17 protein-coding genes are annotated in these 16,132 nt (G+C 68.5%); 5 read left to right on the forward strand and 12 right to left on the reverse strand.

All coding sequences use genetic code 11. From position 1 onward, the window contains the following. The first annotated feature begins 56 nt into the window (after positions 1-56). The 3 genes from AACL56_RS04435 (at position 57) to AACL56_RS04445 (ending at position 4,010) form a co-directional block, all read left to right on the forward strand. A complete protein-coding gene (locus AACL56_RS04435; RefSeq protein WP_339088621.1) occupies positions 57-968 on the forward strand; it encodes an amino acid ABC transporter substrate-binding protein in 912 nt (303 codons plus the stop codon). After that, positions 965-2,185, forward strand: coding sequence for a pyridoxal phosphate-dependent aminotransferase (locus tag AACL56_RS04440; RefSeq protein WP_339088622.1), 1,221 nt, complete (start codon positions 965-967; stop codon positions 2,183-2,185). Before AACL56_RS04435 ends, AACL56_RS04440 begins: the two co-directional genes overlap by 4 nt. A gap of 151 nt (positions 2,186-2,336) precedes the next feature. Next, complete coding sequence (locus AACL56_RS04445; protein ID WP_339088623.1) at positions 2,337-4,010, forward strand: thiamine pyrophosphate-binding protein; 1,674 nt, start codon at positions 2,337-2,339, stop codon at positions 4,008-4,010. A gap of 115 nt (positions 4,011-4,125) precedes the next feature. On the opposite strand, the gene AACL56_RS04450 is transcribed toward AACL56_RS04445, so the two are convergent. Together AACL56_RS04450 and AACL56_RS04455 are read right to left on the reverse strand one after the other, a co-directional pair. Next, entirely contained in the window at positions 4,126-4,428 is a 303-nt protein-coding gene (locus AACL56_RS04450) for a hypothetical protein (RefSeq protein ID WP_339088624.1), read from the reverse strand. 26 nt (positions 4,429-4,454) lie between these two features. Next, the gene (locus AACL56_RS04455; RefSeq protein WP_339088625.1) at positions 4,455-5,690 is read right to left on the reverse strand and encodes an ammonium transporter; all 1,236 of its coding nucleotides are present in this window, start codon (positions 5,688-5,690) and stop codon (positions 4,455-4,457) included. 416 nt (positions 5,691-6,106) lie between these two features. Here AACL56_RS04455 and AACL56_RS04460 point away from each other — a divergent pair, with 416 nt between their 5' ends. Continuing rightward, positions 6,107-6,865 carry a TSUP family transporter gene (locus AACL56_RS04460; protein ID WP_339088626.1) on the forward strand — a complete coding sequence of 253 codons (759 nt, stop codon included), beginning with the start codon at positions 6,107-6,109 and terminating at the stop codon, positions 6,863-6,865. 412 nt (positions 6,866-7,277) lie between these two features. Here AACL56_RS04460 and AACL56_RS04465 read toward each other — a convergent pair whose 3' ends face one another. From AACL56_RS04465 to AACL56_RS04485, 5 genes are all read right to left on the reverse strand, one after another. Further along, on the reverse strand, positions 7,278-8,789 hold the full coding sequence (locus AACL56_RS04465) for a tripartite tricarboxylate transporter permease (RefSeq protein ID WP_339088627.1): 1,512 nt from the start codon (positions 8,787-8,789) through the stop codon (positions 7,278-7,280). Positions 8,790-8,802: 13 nt separating this feature from the next. After that, the gene (locus AACL56_RS04470; protein ID WP_339088628.1) at positions 8,803-9,291 is read right to left on the reverse strand and encodes a tripartite tricarboxylate transporter TctB family protein; all 489 of its coding nucleotides are present in this window, start codon (positions 9,289-9,291) and stop codon (positions 8,803-8,805) included. Positions 9,292-9,487: 196 nt separating this feature from the next. Then, complete coding sequence (locus AACL56_RS04475) at positions 9,488-9,907, reverse strand: RNA recognition motif domain-containing protein (protein WP_339088629.1); 420 nt, start codon at positions 9,905-9,907, stop codon at positions 9,488-9,490. Positions 9,908-10,087: 180 nt separating this feature from the next. Beyond that, positions 10,088-10,324: a DUF3820 family protein gene (locus AACL56_RS04480; RefSeq protein ID WP_339088630.1), complete on the reverse strand. Its 237-nt coding sequence runs from the start codon at positions 10,322-10,324 to the stop codon at positions 10,088-10,090. A 7-nt stretch (positions 10,325-10,331) separates the two neighbouring features. Beyond that, positions 10,332-10,712: a translation initiation factor Sui1 gene (locus AACL56_RS04485; RefSeq protein WP_425336983.1), complete on the reverse strand. Its 381-nt coding sequence runs from the start codon at positions 10,710-10,712 to the stop codon at positions 10,332-10,334. 56 nt (positions 10,713-10,768) lie between these two features. Here AACL56_RS04485 and AACL56_RS04490 point away from each other — a divergent pair, with 56 nt between their 5' ends. After that, the gene (locus tag AACL56_RS04490; RefSeq protein ID WP_339088632.1) at positions 10,769-12,055 is read left to right on the forward strand and encodes a DEAD/DEAH box helicase; all 1,287 of its coding nucleotides are present in this window, start codon (positions 10,769-10,771) and stop codon (positions 12,053-12,055) included. Between the two features lie 9 nt (positions 12,056-12,064). Here the strand turns inward: AACL56_RS04490 and AACL56_RS04495 are convergent, their stop codons facing one another. From AACL56_RS04495 to AACL56_RS04515, 5 genes are all read right to left on the reverse strand, one after another. Then, the gene (locus AACL56_RS04495) at positions 12,065-12,388 is read right to left on the reverse strand and encodes a Dabb family protein (protein WP_339088633.1); all 324 of its coding nucleotides are present in this window, start codon (positions 12,386-12,388) and stop codon (positions 12,065-12,067) included. After that, the gene (locus tag AACL56_RS04500; RefSeq protein WP_339088634.1) at positions 12,385-12,690 is read right to left on the reverse strand and encodes a YciI family protein; all 306 of its coding nucleotides are present in this window, start codon (positions 12,688-12,690) and stop codon (positions 12,385-12,387) included. Before AACL56_RS04500 ends, AACL56_RS04495 begins: the two co-directional genes overlap by 4 nt. 141 nt (positions 12,691-12,831) lie before the next feature. Further along, the gene (locus AACL56_RS04505) at positions 12,832-13,998 is read right to left on the reverse strand and encodes an acyl-CoA dehydrogenase family protein (protein ID WP_339088635.1); all 1,167 of its coding nucleotides are present in this window, start codon (positions 13,996-13,998) and stop codon (positions 12,832-12,834) included. 13 nt (positions 13,999-14,011) lie between these two features. Next, positions 14,012-15,172: an acyl-CoA dehydrogenase family protein gene (locus AACL56_RS04510; RefSeq protein WP_339088636.1), complete on the reverse strand. Its 1,161-nt coding sequence runs from the start codon at positions 15,170-15,172 to the stop codon at positions 14,012-14,014. A gap of 29 nt (positions 15,173-15,201) precedes the next feature. Beyond that, complete coding sequence (locus AACL56_RS04515) at positions 15,202-16,101, reverse strand: SDR family oxidoreductase (RefSeq protein WP_339088637.1); 900 nt, start codon at positions 16,099-16,101, stop codon at positions 15,202-15,204. Between the last annotated feature and the right edge of the window lie 31 nt (positions 16,102-16,132).

Genomic DNA, 16,132 nt, shown 5'->3' on the forward strand with positions numbered 1-16,132 from the left:
CTGCTCGCGGCCGGCCTTTGCCTTGCAGATCACAACAACCACAGGAGACAGAGACCATGCACATTCCCTTCAAGACCGCGGCCACCGCCGCCATCGCAACCGCCATGCTCGCGCTCGCCTTCGGCGCCACCGCGCAGACGGCAGCCACCGGCACGCTCGACAAGATCAAGTCCAGCGGCAAGGTGGTGCTCGGCGTGCGCGAGGCCTCGCCACCCATGGCCTACATGCTGGGCGCGGGCGAGAAGTACGTGGGCTACCACGTGGAGCTGTGCGAGCGCGTGCTGAAGGACATCGCGCCGCAGGCGAAGCTGGAGTACATGGCCGTCACCGCGCAGAACACCATCCCGCTGGTGCAGAACGGCACGCTCGACATCGGCTGCGGCCCCACCACCAACAACACCGCGCGCCAGCAGCAGGTGGCCTTCGCCCTCACCACCTACGTGAGCGAGGTGCGCATGGCCACCAAGGTCGATTCGGGCATCGGCACGCTCGACCAGCTCGCGGGCCGCAACGTGTCGGCCTCCACCGGCACCACCGCCGTGCAGCTGCTGCGCAAGCGCGAGCGCGCGCAGAACGTGTCGTACAACACCATGCTCGGCAAGGACCACCTCGAGAGCTTCCTGCTGATGGAGTCGGGCCGCGCCGATGCCTTCGTGCTCGACGACAACCTGCTGGCCGGGATCATCGCGAACTCGAAGAACCCGTCGGCCTACCGCATCGTGGGCGAGCCGCTGGGCTCGGAGCCGATCGCGCTGCTGTTCCGCAAGGACGACCCGGCCTTCAAGGCGGCGGTGGACGACTCGCTGCGCCGCATGATGAAGAGCGGCGACCTCGAGAAGATCTACACCAGGTGGTTCGTGGCGGCCATTCCGCCGAAGAACACCAGCCTGAACCTGCCGATGAGCGCGACGCTGAAGCAGCTCATCGCCGAGCCCAACGACAAGCCGCTGGAGGCCTACGCCAAGTGACTTCCGATACCGTTGCCTTCTTTCCCGCGCAGCGCGTGCGCGCCATCGGCGTCTCGGAGATCCTGCGCATCACCGACCACGCCAATGCGCTCAAGCGCGCCGGCCGCCCGGTGATCGTGCTGGGCGCGGGCGAGCCCGACTTCGACACGCCGCAGAACGTGCGCGAGGCGGCGGTGCGTGCCATCGAACGCGGCGACACGCGCTACACGGTGCTCGACGGCAGCCCGGCGATGAAGGCGGCGGTGCAGCTCAAGTTCAGGCGCGACAACGCGCTGGACTTCGCGCCCGACGAGATCAGCGTGAGCGCGGGCGCCAAGCAGGTGATCTTCAATGCGCTGATGGCCAGCCTGAACCCCGGCGACGAGGTGATCCTGCCCGCGCCGTACTGGACCTCGTACGCCGACATCGTGCAGGTCTGCGGCGGCGTGCCGGTGAGCGTGCCCTGCACCGAGGCCAACGGCTTCCGGCTCGATGCCGGGCAGCTCGAGGCGGCCATCACGCCGCGCACGCGCTGGCTGTTCGTCAACTCGCCGTCCAACCCGAGCGGCGCGGCCTACAGCGCGGCGCAGCTGCAGCCGCTGTGCGAGGTGCTGCTGCGGCACCCGCAGGTGTGGGTGCTGGCGGACGACATCTACGAGCACATTCTTTACGACGGCCTGGCGTTCGCCACGCCCGTGGCGGTGGAGCCGCGCCTGCGCGAACGCACGCTGACCGTCAACGGCGTGTCGAAGGCCTATGCCATGACCGGCTGGCGCGTGGGCTACGGCGCGGGTCCGCGTGCGCTCATCGCGGCCATGGCAGTGGTGCAGAGCCAGACCACCTCGTGTCCCTCGTCGGTCAGCCAGGCCGCGGCCATCGAGGCACTGACCGGGCCGCAGGACATCGTGGCCGAGCGGTGCGCCGATTTCCAGGCGCGGCGCGACTTCGTGGTGGCCGCGCTGAACCGCGCGCCGGGCCTGAACTGCCGCGTGCCCGAGGGGGCGTTCTATACCTTTGCCAGCTGCGCCGGCGTGCTCGGCAGGCGCACGCGCGGCGGCATGCTGCTGCACAGCGACAGCGACTTCTGCCGCTACCTGCTGCAGGACTTCGAGGTCGCGGTGGTGCCGGGCAGCGTGTTCGGGCTGGCGCCGTACTTCCGGATTTCGTATGCGACGTCGATGGCGCAGCTGGAAGAGGCGTGCAAGCGCATCGTGGCCGCGTGCGAAGCCCTCGAATGACTTTGACTTTCTCCTCCCCGCTGGGGAGGGCAGGGTGGGGGCAGGCGGCCTGGCAATTGCTGTCGGCCTGACCAACGCCGCTTGCCCCCATCCCGGCCTTCCCCAAAGGGGAAGGAGCAATACCCCATACCTTCAGCCCATTGGAACAAGCATGACCTCACCCCGCACCGGCGGCCAGATCCTGGTCGACCAGCTCATCACCCACGGCGTCAGGCAGCTCTTCTGCGTGCCCGGCGAAAGCTTTCTTGCGGTGCTCGACGCGCTGCACGACGCATCGATCGACGTGACCGTGTGCCGCCAGGAAGGCGGCGCCACGATGATGGCCGAGGCGCAAGGCAAGCTCACCGGCAGGCCCGGCGTGTGCTTCGTCACGCGCGGCCCCGGCGCCACCAATGCGGCGGCGGGCGTGCACATCGCGCACCAGGACTCGACGCCGCTGCTGCTGTTCGTGGGCCAGGTCGCGCGCGACGCGCTGGGCCGCGAGGCCTTCCAGGAGCTGGACTACGGCGCGGTGTTCGGCACCATGGCCAAGTGGGTGGTGCAGATCGACGACCCCGCGCGCGTGCCGGAGCTGGTGTCGCGCGCCTTCCACGTCGCGACCTCGGGCCGCCCCGGCCCGGTGGTGATCGCGCTGCCCGAGGACATGCTGACCGAGGCCGCCACGGTGGCCGATGCGCTGCCCTACGCCGTCACCGAAACCCATCCCGGCGCGGCACAGATCGCCGAGCTGCAGCAGCGGCTGTCGCAGGCGCAGCGGCCGGTCGTGATCCTGGGCGGCAGCCGCTGGTCGGAGAAGGCCACGCAGCAGTTCGCGGACTTCGCGGCCGCGTATTCGCTGCCGGTGTATTGCTCGTTCCGCCGCCAGATGTTGATGTCGGCCGAACACCCCAGCTATGCCGGCGACCTGGGCCTGGGCGGCAATCCGCGCATGCTCGAGCGCATCCGCAATGCCGACCTGGTGCTGCTGGTGGGCGGGCGGCTGTCGGAAGTGCCGTCTCAGGGCTACGAGCTGCTGGCGATTCCGCAGCCGAAGCAGCAACTGGTGCACGTGCATGCCGACGCCGACGAACTCGGCAAGCTGTACCGACCGGCGCAGGGCATCCATGCCACGCCGCAGGCGTTCGCCGAGGCGGTGGCTGCGCTTCGGCCCGCGTCGACGCCCGCGTGGGAGGCCGAGAGCAAGACCGCGCGCGAAGACTTCCTGCGCTGGAGCGACCCGGCGCCCATCCGCATTCCCGGCCCGCTGCAGATGGGCGAGGTCATGCAGCACCTGCGCGAGGTGCTGCCCGCCGACACCATCTTCTGCAACGGCGCGGGCAACTTCGCCACCTGGGTGCACCGCTTCTGGCCGTTCCGCGCGTTCGCCAGCCAGTTGGCGCCCACGAGCGGTTCGATGGGCTACGGCCTGCCGGCCGGCGTGGGCGCCAAGCGGCTGTGGCCGCAGCGCGAGGTGGTGGTGTTCGCCGGCGACGGCGACTTCATGATGCACGGCCAGGAGTTCGCCACCGCGGTGCAGTACGGCCTGCCGATCATCGTGGTGCTGCTCGACAACGCCATGTACGGCACCATCCGCATGCACCAGGAAAAGCACTACCCCGGCCGCATCAGCGCCACGCAGCTCAGGAACCCCGACTTCCGCGGCTATGCCGAGGTGTTCGGCGGCCACGGCGAGCGCGTGACGAGCACGGAAGAGTTCGGCCCCGCGCTGGCCCGCGCGCGTGCCAGCGGCAAGCCGGCGATCCTGCATTGCCTGCTGGACCCCGAAGCCATCACGCCGGGCAGCACGCTGCAGTCGATCCGCAAGGCCGCACTTGCCGTGAGCTGAGCACTTCCCCAGGCTTCGCGCACTTCGTTTCGCTTCGCCCCCCCCTCGCCGGGGGCGACACCTGCGGCCCGGCGACGCCGGTTCCGCGGTGTCCCGCGAACTGGTTGGCAGCCCTTCAGCGCAGGCCGCCGACGTAGCGCGGCGGCGGCGAGGGCGGCTGCCCGTCCGGCTGCCGCGCCGCCAGCCGCGCGGCGCGTGCCAGCGGCTCCATCGCCTGCTCGAGCCGCGTGGCGAGCTGGTAGAGCTCCTCGTCCTTCGTGTCCGCCGCGTGCGCCCGCGTCATGCGCACGATCTCGGTGGCGTACTCGGCGTTGGTCGCCATCCATTCGGTGTCGGTCACGCGCCCGTGCTTGCGCCGCAGCGCCACATGAAGGCGGGCGGCGAGGGCGATGCGTTCGCTTTCGGACATGGATGGCATGGCGTCTCCCTGTGACTTGTGGCCGGTCAGCCTCCCTGGTGTTCCCGATGCTGAGCAAGATCGAGGCCCAGTTGCTCGCCGTTGGCGTCGACGCGCAGTCCGACCAGCACATGCACCAGCCAGAGCACCACCGCCGTGCCCGTGGCGCTGTAGATCGCCACGCTGCCCACCGCGATGGCCTGGGTCAGGACGTCGCCCGTGGCGCCCGAGATGCGCGCATCGGCGAACACGCCCGTGAGCAGGGCGCCCACGATGCCGCCGACGCCGTGCACGCCGAACACGTCGAGCGAGTCGTCCGCGCCCAGCAGATGCTTGAGGCCGGTGGCGCCCCAGTAGCAGGCCAGTCCGGCGATGGCGCCGATGGCCAGCGCCGCCGGCGGCGCGACGAAGCCGGCCGCCGGCGTGATCGCCACCAGCCCGGCCACCAGGCCCGAGCACAGGCCCAGCAGCGAGGGGCTTCGCCGCACGATCCACTCGCCCGCCATCCAGCTCATGGCGCCCGCGGCTGCGGCGATGTGCGTCACCAGCATGGCCAGGCCGGCGCGCCCGTCGGCCGCGACCGCGGAGCCGGCATTGAAGCCGAACCACCCGACCCACAGCAGGCCCGCGCCCATCATCGTGAACGCCAGGCTGTACGGCTCGAAGGCCTCGCGCCCGTAGCCCTTGCGGGGGCCCAGTGCGTAGGCGCACACCAGGCCCGCGATGCCGGCGTTGACGTGCACCACCGAGCCGCCCGCGAAGTCGAGCGCGCCCATCTGCGCGAGCCAGCCGCCCGGCTCCCACACCCAGTGCGCGACCGGCGCGTAGACCAGCACGCTCCACAGCAGCGCGAACCACAGCACCGCCGAGAAGCGCATCCGCTCGACGAAGGCGCCCAGCACCAGCGCGGTGGTGATGATCGCGAAGCTCAGCTGGAACATCGCGTAGACCGATTCGGGCACGTTGGGCGCCACATGGCTCACCGCCACCTGGCCCGCGTCCTTCAGGTACTCGAAGCCCGAGAAGCCCCAGCGCGCAAGTCCGCCCAGCCAGGGCCAGCCGGGCGTGAAGGCCAGCGAATAGCCCAGCGCGAACCACGTCAGCGACACGACCGCCGCGACAGCCACCACGGCGGCCATGGTGGCCAGCACGTTCTTGCGCCGCACCATGCCTGCGTAGAAGAGCGCGATGCCGGGCAGCGTCATCAGCAGCACCAGCGCGGTCGAGGTCATCATCCAGGCGGTGTCTGCCGCACTGATGGAGGCTTGTGGAGCCAGGGCCATGGCCGTCGTCTTCTTCGAGTTGTGGTGTGGTCTTGCCTGCACGAGTCATGCCATGCAGGTAACGCGCCGAAACACTTTGGTTCACCAAATTGGCGATCGACGTAAGGCAAAGCGGGTAATTCCCAATGCACTGACGCGGTGCACGCCCTAAAGTCTGCCCACTCGCGAACGGGCCCTGCTCGTACTGCCGAGGGTCCGAGGAGACAAATTCCCAAGCAACAACAAAAATTCTTCAAAGGCTCCGTACGAGATGCCTGGTCAGAACTTGGAAGGCGCCGCTGGTCGGCGCCTTTTTTTATGCCCGCACACCCAGCGTCGGGCCTTGTTTTCCTCCAGAAAAAACCCCTTCTTTCGCTTGCCGCATCTGCGCATGAAGCTACTCTTTTGATAGCGACCGAGGTGCGACAATCGCCGCCATGGAAATGCTGGTGGTCACGGGTGCCTCGCTGCTCGCGGGTTTTGTCGATTCGATCGTGGGCGGGGGCGGTTTGATCCTGGTGCCGGCCCTGTTCGCCGTTTTTCCGGGCGCGCCGCCCGCGACCTTGCTGGGCACCAACAAGAGCGCGTCCATCTGGGGCACCGCAGCGGCCGCAGCCCAGTTCAGCCAGCGCGTGCAGATGCGCTGGGGCGCCCTGTGGCCGGCCGCGCTGCTCGGTTTCGTCGGCGCCATGCTCGGCGCGTGGGCCGTCACGCTGTTCCCCGGCGATTTCCTGCGCCGGGCGCTCCCCGTCATCCTGCTGGGCGTGCTGCTCTATACCCTGGCGCGCAAGGACATGGGTCGGCTGCACGCGCCGCGCTTCACCGGCCGCGCCGAAACGGCGGCCGCCTGCACCATCGGCCTGTCGATCGGGCTGTACGACGGCTTCTTCGGGCCGGGCGCCGGCAGCTTCCTCGTGTTCCTGTTCGTGCGCTGGATGGGCTACGACTTCCTCAACGCCTCGGCCTCCGCCAAGATCATCAACACCCTCACGAACGGCGCCGCCCTCATCCTGCTCGCCGCCAAGGGCCACGTCTGGTGGCACTACGGCCTCGTGATGGCGGTGGCCAACGTGGCCGGCAGCCTGCTGGGCACCCGCGTGGCGCTCAAGCACGGCGCCGGCTTCGTGCGCGTCGTGTTCATCGTCGTCGTGAGCGCCCTGATCCTCAAGACCGCCTACGACGCGTTCCTCAAATGAGAAAGCCCCTGGCGCAGGTGCGCAGGGGCTTCTTCACGAAAACACCGCAGAACCGGCTCTGCAACAACGCCGGCAGGGGACAGGCGAGCGCACGAACTGCGCGAAGCCCGGGGCCGAGCCAGGAACACCGAGGAGCCGGCTCTGCCGGGCCTCAGGTGTTGCCCCCGGCAGGGGGAAGGAGTAGCGACACGAAGTGCGCGATCCTGGGGGCGAGCCGTGAACACCGCGGAACCGGCTTTGCCGGGCCGCAGGTGTTGCCCCCGGTAGGGGGAAGGAGAAGCGGACACGAAGTGCCGCGCATCCTGGGGGCGAGCCAGAAACACCGCGGAACCGGCTTCGCCGGGCCGCAGGTGTTGCCCCCGGTAGGGGGAAGGAGCAGCGACACGAAGTGCGCGAATCCTGGGGGCGAGCCTTATTCTTCGACGAAGGCTTCCTCGCGCTTGGCCTTGATCGCCGGCAGCAGCACGATGCCCAGCAGCATCGCCGCGGCCACCAGCAGCCCGGCCGACAGCGGACGCGTGATGAACACGCTCCACGCGCCGCGCGACAGCAGCAGCGCACGCCGCAGGTTCTCTTCCATCATCGGCCCGAGGATGAAGCCCAGCAGCAGCGGGGCCGGCTCGGTGCGCAGCTTCAGGAACAGGTAGCCGATGAAGCCGAAGATCGCGACCATCCACACGTCGAACGTGTTGTTGTTGGTCGAGTACACGCCGATGGCGCAGAACAGCACGATCGCCGGGAACAGGAACTTGTAGGGCACCGTCAGCAGCTTGATCCACATGCCGATCAGCGGCAGGTTCAGGATGATCAGCATCGCGTTGCCGATCCACATCGAGGCGATCAGGCCCCAGAACAGCTCGGGGTTGCTGGTCATGACCTGCGGACCCGGCTGGATGTTGTGGATCGTCATCGCGCCCACCATCAGCGCCATCACGGCGTTGGGCGGGATGCCCAGCGTCAGGAGCGGAATGAAGGAGGTCTGCGCGCCGGCGTTGTTGGCCGACTCGGGCGAGGCCACGCCGCGGATGTTGCCCTTGCCGAAGGCGATTTCGCCGGGGCGCATCTTGATCTTCTTCTCCAGCGCGTAGGCCGCGAAGGCCGCCAGCAGCGCACCGCCGCCGGGCAGGATGCCCAGTGCCGAACCCAGCGCCGTGCCGCGCAGCACCGCGGGCGTCATGCGCTTGAAGTCGTCCTTGGTGGGCCACAGGCCCTTGACCTTGTGCGTGAAGACCTCGCGCTCGTCGTCGGGCTGCGAGAGGTTGCCGATGATTTCGCCGTAGCCGAACACGCCCATGGCGATCACCACGAAGCCGATGCCGTCGGTCAGCTCGGGAATGTCGAAGCTGTAGCGCGCCACGCCCGAGTTCACGTCCGTGCCCACGATGCCCAGCAGCAGGCCGAGCACGATCATGGCCACCGCCTTCACCAGCGAGCCCGAGGCCAGCACGACGGCGCCGATGAGGCCCAGCACCATCAGCGAGAAGTACTCGGCCGGGCCGAACTTGAAGGCCAGCTCGGTCAGCGGCGGCGCGAAGGCGGCCAGGATCAGCGTGCCCACGCAGCCGGCGAAGAACGAGCCCAGCCCCGCGGCGGCCAGGGCCGGGCCTGCGCGGCCCTGCCTTGCCATCTGGTAGCCGTCGATGCAGGTGACCACCGAGGACGACTCCCCGGGCAGGTTGACCAGGATGGCCGTGGTGGAGCCGCCGTACTGCGCGCCGTAGTAGATGCCGGCCAGCATGATGAGTGCCGACACGGGCGGCAGCGCATACGTGGCCGGAAGCAGCATCGCGATGGTCGCGACCGGGCCGATGCCCGGCAGCACGCCGATCAGCGTGCCCAGGATGCAGCCGATCAGGCAGTACAGCAGGTTGGTGAAGGTGAACGCGACGCCGAAGCCGGTCGCGAGGTTGTGGAACAGTTCCATGGCGGTGCGCTCCTCAACCCGAGATGAAGGTAGGCCAGACCTGGATCTGGAGCTTCAGCGCCCAGATGAAGGCCACGTAGCTGCCGGCCGCCAGGATGGTCGCCAGCACCAGCACGTCGCGCAGCTTGAAGTGCTCGCCCGCCATGCTCGAGATGATGGTGAGCGCGTAGATCGCGATGATCATTCCCATGGCCGGCAGCCCGACGCTGGGCAGTCCGCCGAGCAGCACGCCGAACGCCAGGTTGGCGCCGAGCACGAAGGCCAGCGGCTTCCAGGCCCACTTGCCGATCGGGTCGCCGTCGGTGGTCTCCACCACCATCGCCTGGAACATGATGATCGCGCCCAGGATGGCCAGCAGGATGCCGAGCATCAGCGGGAAGTAGCCGGGGCCCATGCGGGCCCCGTCGCCTATGGTGTAGGTGGTCGCGCCGATCGCGAACGCGCCGCCCACGGTGGTGAACATGACTCCTGAAAAGAAGTCCGCCTGACTCTTGATTCGCATCTCTCGCCCCTCTTGGAATGGAGGAGTGAGGGTCGTTCTGCGGGCCTGACCGTTGGCTGACCGGTGCGCTACGGACAAATGCGTAGCGGCCGGGCAGGGTTCTCCCGATGCCGCGCGCCGGAAATGAAAAAAGCTCCCGAAGGAGCTTCTTTTTCATGCGGAGAGCCGAAGCTCTCGCGGATGCGGATGCGAGGGCTTAGTAGCCGCCGCGGCCACCGCCGCCGCCGCCGTAACCACCGCCGCCACCGCCGTAGCCGCCGCCGCCACCACTGCGGCCACCGCCGCCGCCGCCGTAGCCGCCGCCACCACCGCCGTAGCCGCCGCCACCACCGCCGTAGCCGCCACCGCCGGTACGGGGGGGACGAGCTTCCATCGGACGGGCTTCATTCACCGTCAGGGCGCGGCCCTGCAGCGAGTGGCCGTTCATGGCTTCGATGGCTGCCAGTGCTTCGGCATCCGTACCCATTTCGACGAAGCCGAAGCCCTTCGAACGGCCGGTGTCACGTTCCATCATGACCTTTGCGCTGACGATTGCGCCGAACTCGCCGAAAGCTTGTTCCAGGTCGTTGTCACGCACGGAGTAGGCGAGGTTGCCTACGTAGAGTTTCTTGCCCATTGAGGGACTCCTAATTCAAACCAACAAGACAAAGCGATGGAGTCCCAGAATCACAACAAACAAGTGCGCTGTGGCGCGAAACTGACCGATCACCGAATTACGTGCACGGGAGACAAGGCTCACAGACACGTGGGCCGGATTATCAAGCGCGAATTGCAAAATTTGTGGGAAATTCGTGTGTTATTGAGAAACACCCTGGCGCGGCGGGCGGTTTCGCAACGGTTTCAGCAGGTCGGACAACCCGTTGTGGTCTATTTCATGCATCAACTCGAGCAGCCGGCCAATTTCTCCTGAGGGAAAACCCTCGCGTGCAAACCAATTCAGGTAATTGCCGGGCAAATCGGCAATCAACGTTCCCTTGTGCTTGCCGAATGGCATCTGGAGCGTCACCAGCCGCTGGAGGTCTTCGGGTTTCATCGCGCGCTCAGCCTCCTGCCCGCTTCACCGTGTGGCCCTGCTTCACGAGCGCTGCGATCACCGTCTCGCGATGGTCTCCCTGGATCTCGATCACGCCGTCCTTCACCGTGCCGCCCGTGCCGCAGGCCGTCTTCAGCTGCTTGCCGAGCGCCGCGAGGCCCTCCGCGTTCAGCGCCACGCCCTTCACCACGGTCACGCCCTTGCCTTTTCGCCCCTTGGTCTCGTGCGATACACGCACAATGCCGTCGGTGGCCGGCACGCGCGCAGCGAGTTCCCTGCAGCGGCAGCCGGCCACGGGTTCGCCGCAGCCGGGGCACATGCGACCGCCCGCCTCGGTGGAATAGACCAGGGTGCTGCCTGCCTGATTGCGCTGTTTCATCGTCGACATCCGATACATCTCTTCTCTCTGTCCATCTCTCGGGAATCTTCCCTCTGTCTGCTCACATGCCATTCGACTCACTGGGCCTGGTGCCTGCGCTCGTGCACGCTGCCGCCGAAAGCGGCTACGCCGCGCCGACCGCCATCCAGGCCGCGGCCATCCCCGCGATTCTGCAAGGCCGCGACGTGCGGGGCTCGGCGCAGACCGGCTCCGGCAAGACCGCCGCATTCTCCCTGCCGCTGCTGCAGCGCCTCGTGGCGGAACCCGCGCGAGGCCCGCGGCGCGTGCGCGCGCTGGTGCTCGTGCCCACGCGCGAACTCGCGGCGCAGGTCGGCGAGACCCTGCGCAGCCTCGCGCAGCACCTGCCCGAGCGCCTGAAGATCGTCGTTGCCTTCGGCGGCGTGTCGATCAACCCGCAGATGATGAGCCTGCGCGGCGGTGCCGACATCGTCGTCGCCACGCCGGGCCGCCTGCTCGACCTGGCCGACCACAACGCGCTGAAGCTCGGCGGTGTGTCGATGCTGGTGCTGGACGAAGCCGACCGCCTGTTCGACCTGGGCTTTGCCGAAGAGCTCGGCCGCATCCTCGCGCTGCTGCCGCAGCAGCGGCAGAACCTGCTGTTCTCCGCCACCTTCCCGCCCGCCATCCAGGCGCTGGCCGACGGCATGCTACGCGAGCCCGCGGTGGTCGACGTGCAGGGCGAGCCCGGCACCGAGCCCAACATCGTGCAGCGCGTGATCGAGGTCGACGCCATCCGCCGCACGCAGCTGCTGCGCCACCTGCTCAAGCAGCACGAAGGCGAATGGGACCGCGTGCTGGTCTTCGTCGCCACGCAGCACGCCGCGCAGATCGTGGCCGAGAAGCTCTACAAGAACGGCATCTACGCCGTGCCTTTCCACGGCGACATCGCGCAGGGCACGCGCACCGGCATCCTTTCGCAGTTCAAGCAGAACCGCTGGGACGTGGTGATCGCCACCGACCTGGCGGCGCGCGGCATCGACATCGCACAGCTGCCCGTGGTCATCAACTACGACCTGCCGCGTTCGCCGACCGACTACATCCACCGCATCGGCCGCACCGGCCGCGCCGGCGAGAGCGGGCTGGCCATCAGTTTCGTGAGCGCATCGACCGAGGCGCACTTCCGCCTGATCGAGAAGCGCCAGGGCCTGAGCCTGCCGCGCGAACGCGTCGAAGGCTTCGAGCCGACGGAAGTGGCGGTGCCGGTGGTCGATGCGTCGGGCACGGGCGGCATCAAGGGCAAGCGGCCGAGCAAGAAGGACAAGCTGCGTGCGGCGGCGGCGAAAGCCGCCACGCAGGATGAGTCGTCCGGAACGCCCGAGAAGAAGGACTGACGCAGCGCCTCAATCCACCGCGTAGTCCACCTGATGCCGCGCGATGCGAAGGTCGCCCAGTTCCTCGCGCACCTGCAGGTGCGCCGGGTGGGTGGCGTAGCCGTCGAGCGAGGCCTGGCTGTCGAACTCGCTGTAGAGCACCACGTCGCAGGCATAGCCTGCGCGGCTCGAGTCGACGCCCACTTCCAGGTGCAGCAGGCCGGGTATCCGCCCGCGCAGCGACTCGAACTTCTCCTTGAGAAGGCCGCGGGCCTTTGTCTTTTCTTCCGGCGTGTCGCCACGCAGGTTCCACATCACGATGTGCTTGAGCATGGACGGGGCTCGCTCGCTCATGCGGCCGGTGGAAATCCGGCCTTCTGCGGCCAGAGGTTGGTGAACGCCAGCACCGAGCTGCTGGCGTAGAGGCCGGCGCGGGTGAACGGCTCGCCGGCCTGCCATGCCTCGGCGTCGGCGCGGCTGTCGAAGTCGATGGCCAGCAGGCTGCCGACCATGGTCTTTCCGTCGTCGGCCAGCAGCGGGCCCGCGAAGGCGATGCGGTCGGCGACGCCGGCAAGGTAGGCCTTGTGCTCGGGCCGCACCGTGGTGCGTAGCTCGGCCGTGCCGGGTTTGTCGAGAAGATGAAAAACGAAGATCACGCGGGCTCCTGCTTCTTCAGTCGGATGGGCGGATCGATGGTACGCACGCCGCGCGCGAAACGCCATGCGCCGCGTACGCCGGCGGTGAAGAACAGTTTTCCGATGGCGAAGGAAGAGGCCGCGTGCGAGGGCCGCGCGCGGCTACGGCCAGCCCAACTGCTTCGCCGCCAGCTCCTTCATGATCTCCTCGGCGCCGCCGCCGATCATCATCACCTTCACCTCGCGGTAGATGCGCTCGCTCACCGTGCCGCGCATGAAGCCCATGCCGCCCAGGATCTGCACCGCCTGGTCGGCGCAGAACTGCATCGTCTGCGTGGCGTGGTTCTTCAGCATGCAGATCTGCGCGACCCATTCCGGCGCGTTGAAGCGGCCGGCCGCCTCCAGTGCGTCGCCCTCGGCCGACACGGCCTCGATCCACGCCTCGGTGGAAGCAATGCGCATCTGCATGTCGACCAGCTTGTGGCGCACCGCCTGGTGCTCGATGAGCGCGTGGCCGAAAGTCTTGCGATCGCGCGCCCAGGCCAGCGCCTCGTCGAGGCAGGCCTGCGCGAAGCCCAGCGCACCCGCGGCCAGGCCGATGCGTTCGCCGTTGAAGTTGCCCATGATCATGCGAAAGCCCGTGCCTTCCTCGCCGAGCAGGTAACGCGCCGGCACGCGCACGTCGTCGAAGTGCAGCGTGGCGGTGTCGGAGCACAGCCAGCCCATCTTCGACAGGCGCGTGCGCGAGATTCCCGGCGCATCGCCCGGCACGAGCAGCATCGAGACGCCGCCCGCGCCGCGACCCTCGCCGGTGCGCACGGCCACGGTGATCCAGTCGGCGCGCATGCCGGAGGTGATGAAGGTCTTCTCGCCGTTCACCACGTAGTGCCCGCCGTCGCGCTGTGCCGTGGTGCGCAGCGCCGCCACGTCGGAGCCGCCACCGGGCTCTGTGATGGCGAGCGCGGCGATCTTCTCGCCGCGCAGCACCGGCGGCACCACTTCCCGGCGCACCGCATCGCTCGCGTGCAGCACCACCGGCGGCAGGCCGATGTTGTGCGAGAAGAGGCTGGCGAGCACGCCGCCGCTCTTGCCGTGGCGCGCGAGCGCGACCCACGCGGGCAGCTTCAGCGAATACGAGGCCGGTGTGCCGCCCCATTCCTCTGGATAGCCCAGGCCCAGCAGGCCCAGCCCGGCGGCGCGTGCGTAGAGCGCGCGCGGAAACTCGCCCGCGTCGTCCCACGCCTGCACGTTCGGCGCGATCTCGCTTTCGGCAAAGCGCCGCACGGTGTCGACGAGCGACGCGCGGTCGGCCTGCAGTTCGGCGTTCATGCGCGGGCGCCCGTCAGCCGCGCGGGGGGCGCTTGGCGATGCCCATGGTCTTCGCGAGGATGCCGAGCATCACCTCGTCCGCGCCGCCGCCGATGGAGCCCAGGCGGCCGTCGCGGTAGAGGCGCGAGACGCGGTTCTCGAGCGTGAAGCCCATGCCGCCCCAGAACTGCAGGCAGGTGTCGGCCACCTGCCGCGTGAGCCGGCCGGTCTTGAGCTTGGCCATCGACGCGAGTTCGAGCACGTCCTCGCCCTGCACATGCAGGTCGCACGCGCGGTAGGTGAGCGCGCGCAGCGCCTCCACCTCGGTCTTGAGCTCGGCCAGCTTGAACTGCACCCATTGCTGGTCGGCCAGCGTGGCGCCGAACATGTGGCGCTGCTGTGCCCACTCGATGGTCTGCGCGATGCAGTCCTCCATCGGCTCGAGCGAGCTGGCCGCGGCCCACAGCCGCTCTTCCTGGAACTGCTGCATCTGGTAGATGAAGCCCTGGCCTTCCTCGCCGATGCGAAAGCGCTGCGGCACGCGCACGTTGTCGAAGTAGATGAGCCCGGTGTCGCTCGAGTCCATGCCGATCTTGCGGATCTTCTTCGCCTTCTCGATGCCGGGGCTGTCCATGGGCACCATGACCAGCGACTTGTTGCGGTGCACCGGTCCGTCGCTGGTGTTGACCAGCATGCACATCCAGTCGGCCTGCAGGCTGTTGGTGATCCACATCTTCTGGCCGCTGATGAGGTAGTCGTCGCCGTCCTTGCGCGCGTGGCTCTTCAGGCCGGCCACGTCGCTGCCCGCACCGGGCTCGCTCACGCCGATGCACCCGACCATGTCGCCGGCGATGGCGGGTGCCAGGAACTCGCGGCGCAATGCGTCGCTGCCGAAGCGCGCGAGCGCAGGCGTGCACATGTCGGTCTGCACGCCGATGGCCATCGGCACGCCGCCGCAGCTGATGTGGCCCAGCGCCTCGGCCATGGCCATGGCGTACGAATAGTCGAGGCCGCCGCCGCCGAAGGCCTCGGGCTTGTTCAGGCCCAGCAGGCCGAGCTTGCCGAGCTTCCCGAAGACCTCGTGAGCGGGAAAGATCTCGGCCTCTTCCCATTCGTCGACATGCGGGTTGATCTCTTCGTCGATGAAGCGGCGCAGGGTCTTCTGGATCTCGAGGTGTTCGTGCGTGTAGTGCATGCGTGGTCTCCGTCTGTCTTCGTCGTTCTTCAGCGGTCTTGGAACACGCGCGGCGTCCGTGTCAGGTGAAAGCCCTCGAAGGGCTTCACGGCGTCGCGCTGCTGCGCCTGCGCGTCGGGCAGTTCCATCGGCCAGCCCATGCGCACCTGGGGGCGGGCGCCGTCCACGCGCAGCACCGTGCCGCTGATGAAGCTGGCCGCCGGGCACAGCAGGAAGGCGATGGCGGCGGCGGTCTCGGCCTCGGTGCCGAAACGGCCCGCGGGCAATGTCTTGCGCATGGCGCGCAGCATGTCGCCGGCCTCGGGCGGGTAGTGGTCCATGCCGCTCGACGCGATGTAGCCCGGTGCCACCGCATTCACGCGCACGCCGCTCGCCGCCCATTCGGCGGCCGCGGTTTCGGTGAAGCTCACCATGCCGGCGCGCGCGGCGCCGCTGTGGCCCATGTTGGGCATGGAGCCCCAGATGTCGGCCACGATGTTGACGATGGCGCCGCCGCGCGCCTGCATGCTCTGCAGGTAGCACTCGCGCGCGACCAGGAAGCCGCCGGTGAGGTTGGTGTGGATCACCGCTTCCCAGCCCTTGGCCGAAATGGCATGCAGCGGCGTGATGTACTGGCCGCCCGCGTTGTTGACGAGCCCGTCGATGCGCCCCTGCGCGGCGACGACGGCGCTCACTGCGGCGCGCACCGCTTCTTCCTGGCGGATGTCGAAGGCCTGCGTGCTGGCCAGGCCGCCGGCCGCTTCGATCTCGGCCTTCACCGCATCGAGCTTTTCCTGCTTGCGGCCTACAAGCACCACGTGCGCACCGAGCGAGGCCAGTTCGTGCGCGGTGCAGCGGCCGATGCCGGAGCCGCCGCCGGTGACCACGATGACCCGGCCGGCGAAAAGGCCGGGGACAAAGACGGAGCGATAGCGGGAAGAAGCATTCATGTCGGAGACTTTCGGAAACTTGTCTTGAAGC

It is taken from the genome of Variovorax paradoxus (assembly GCF_902712855.1).
GTDB lineage: Bacteria > Pseudomonadota > Gammaproteobacteria > Burkholderiales > Burkholderiaceae_C > Variovorax > Variovorax paradoxus_Q.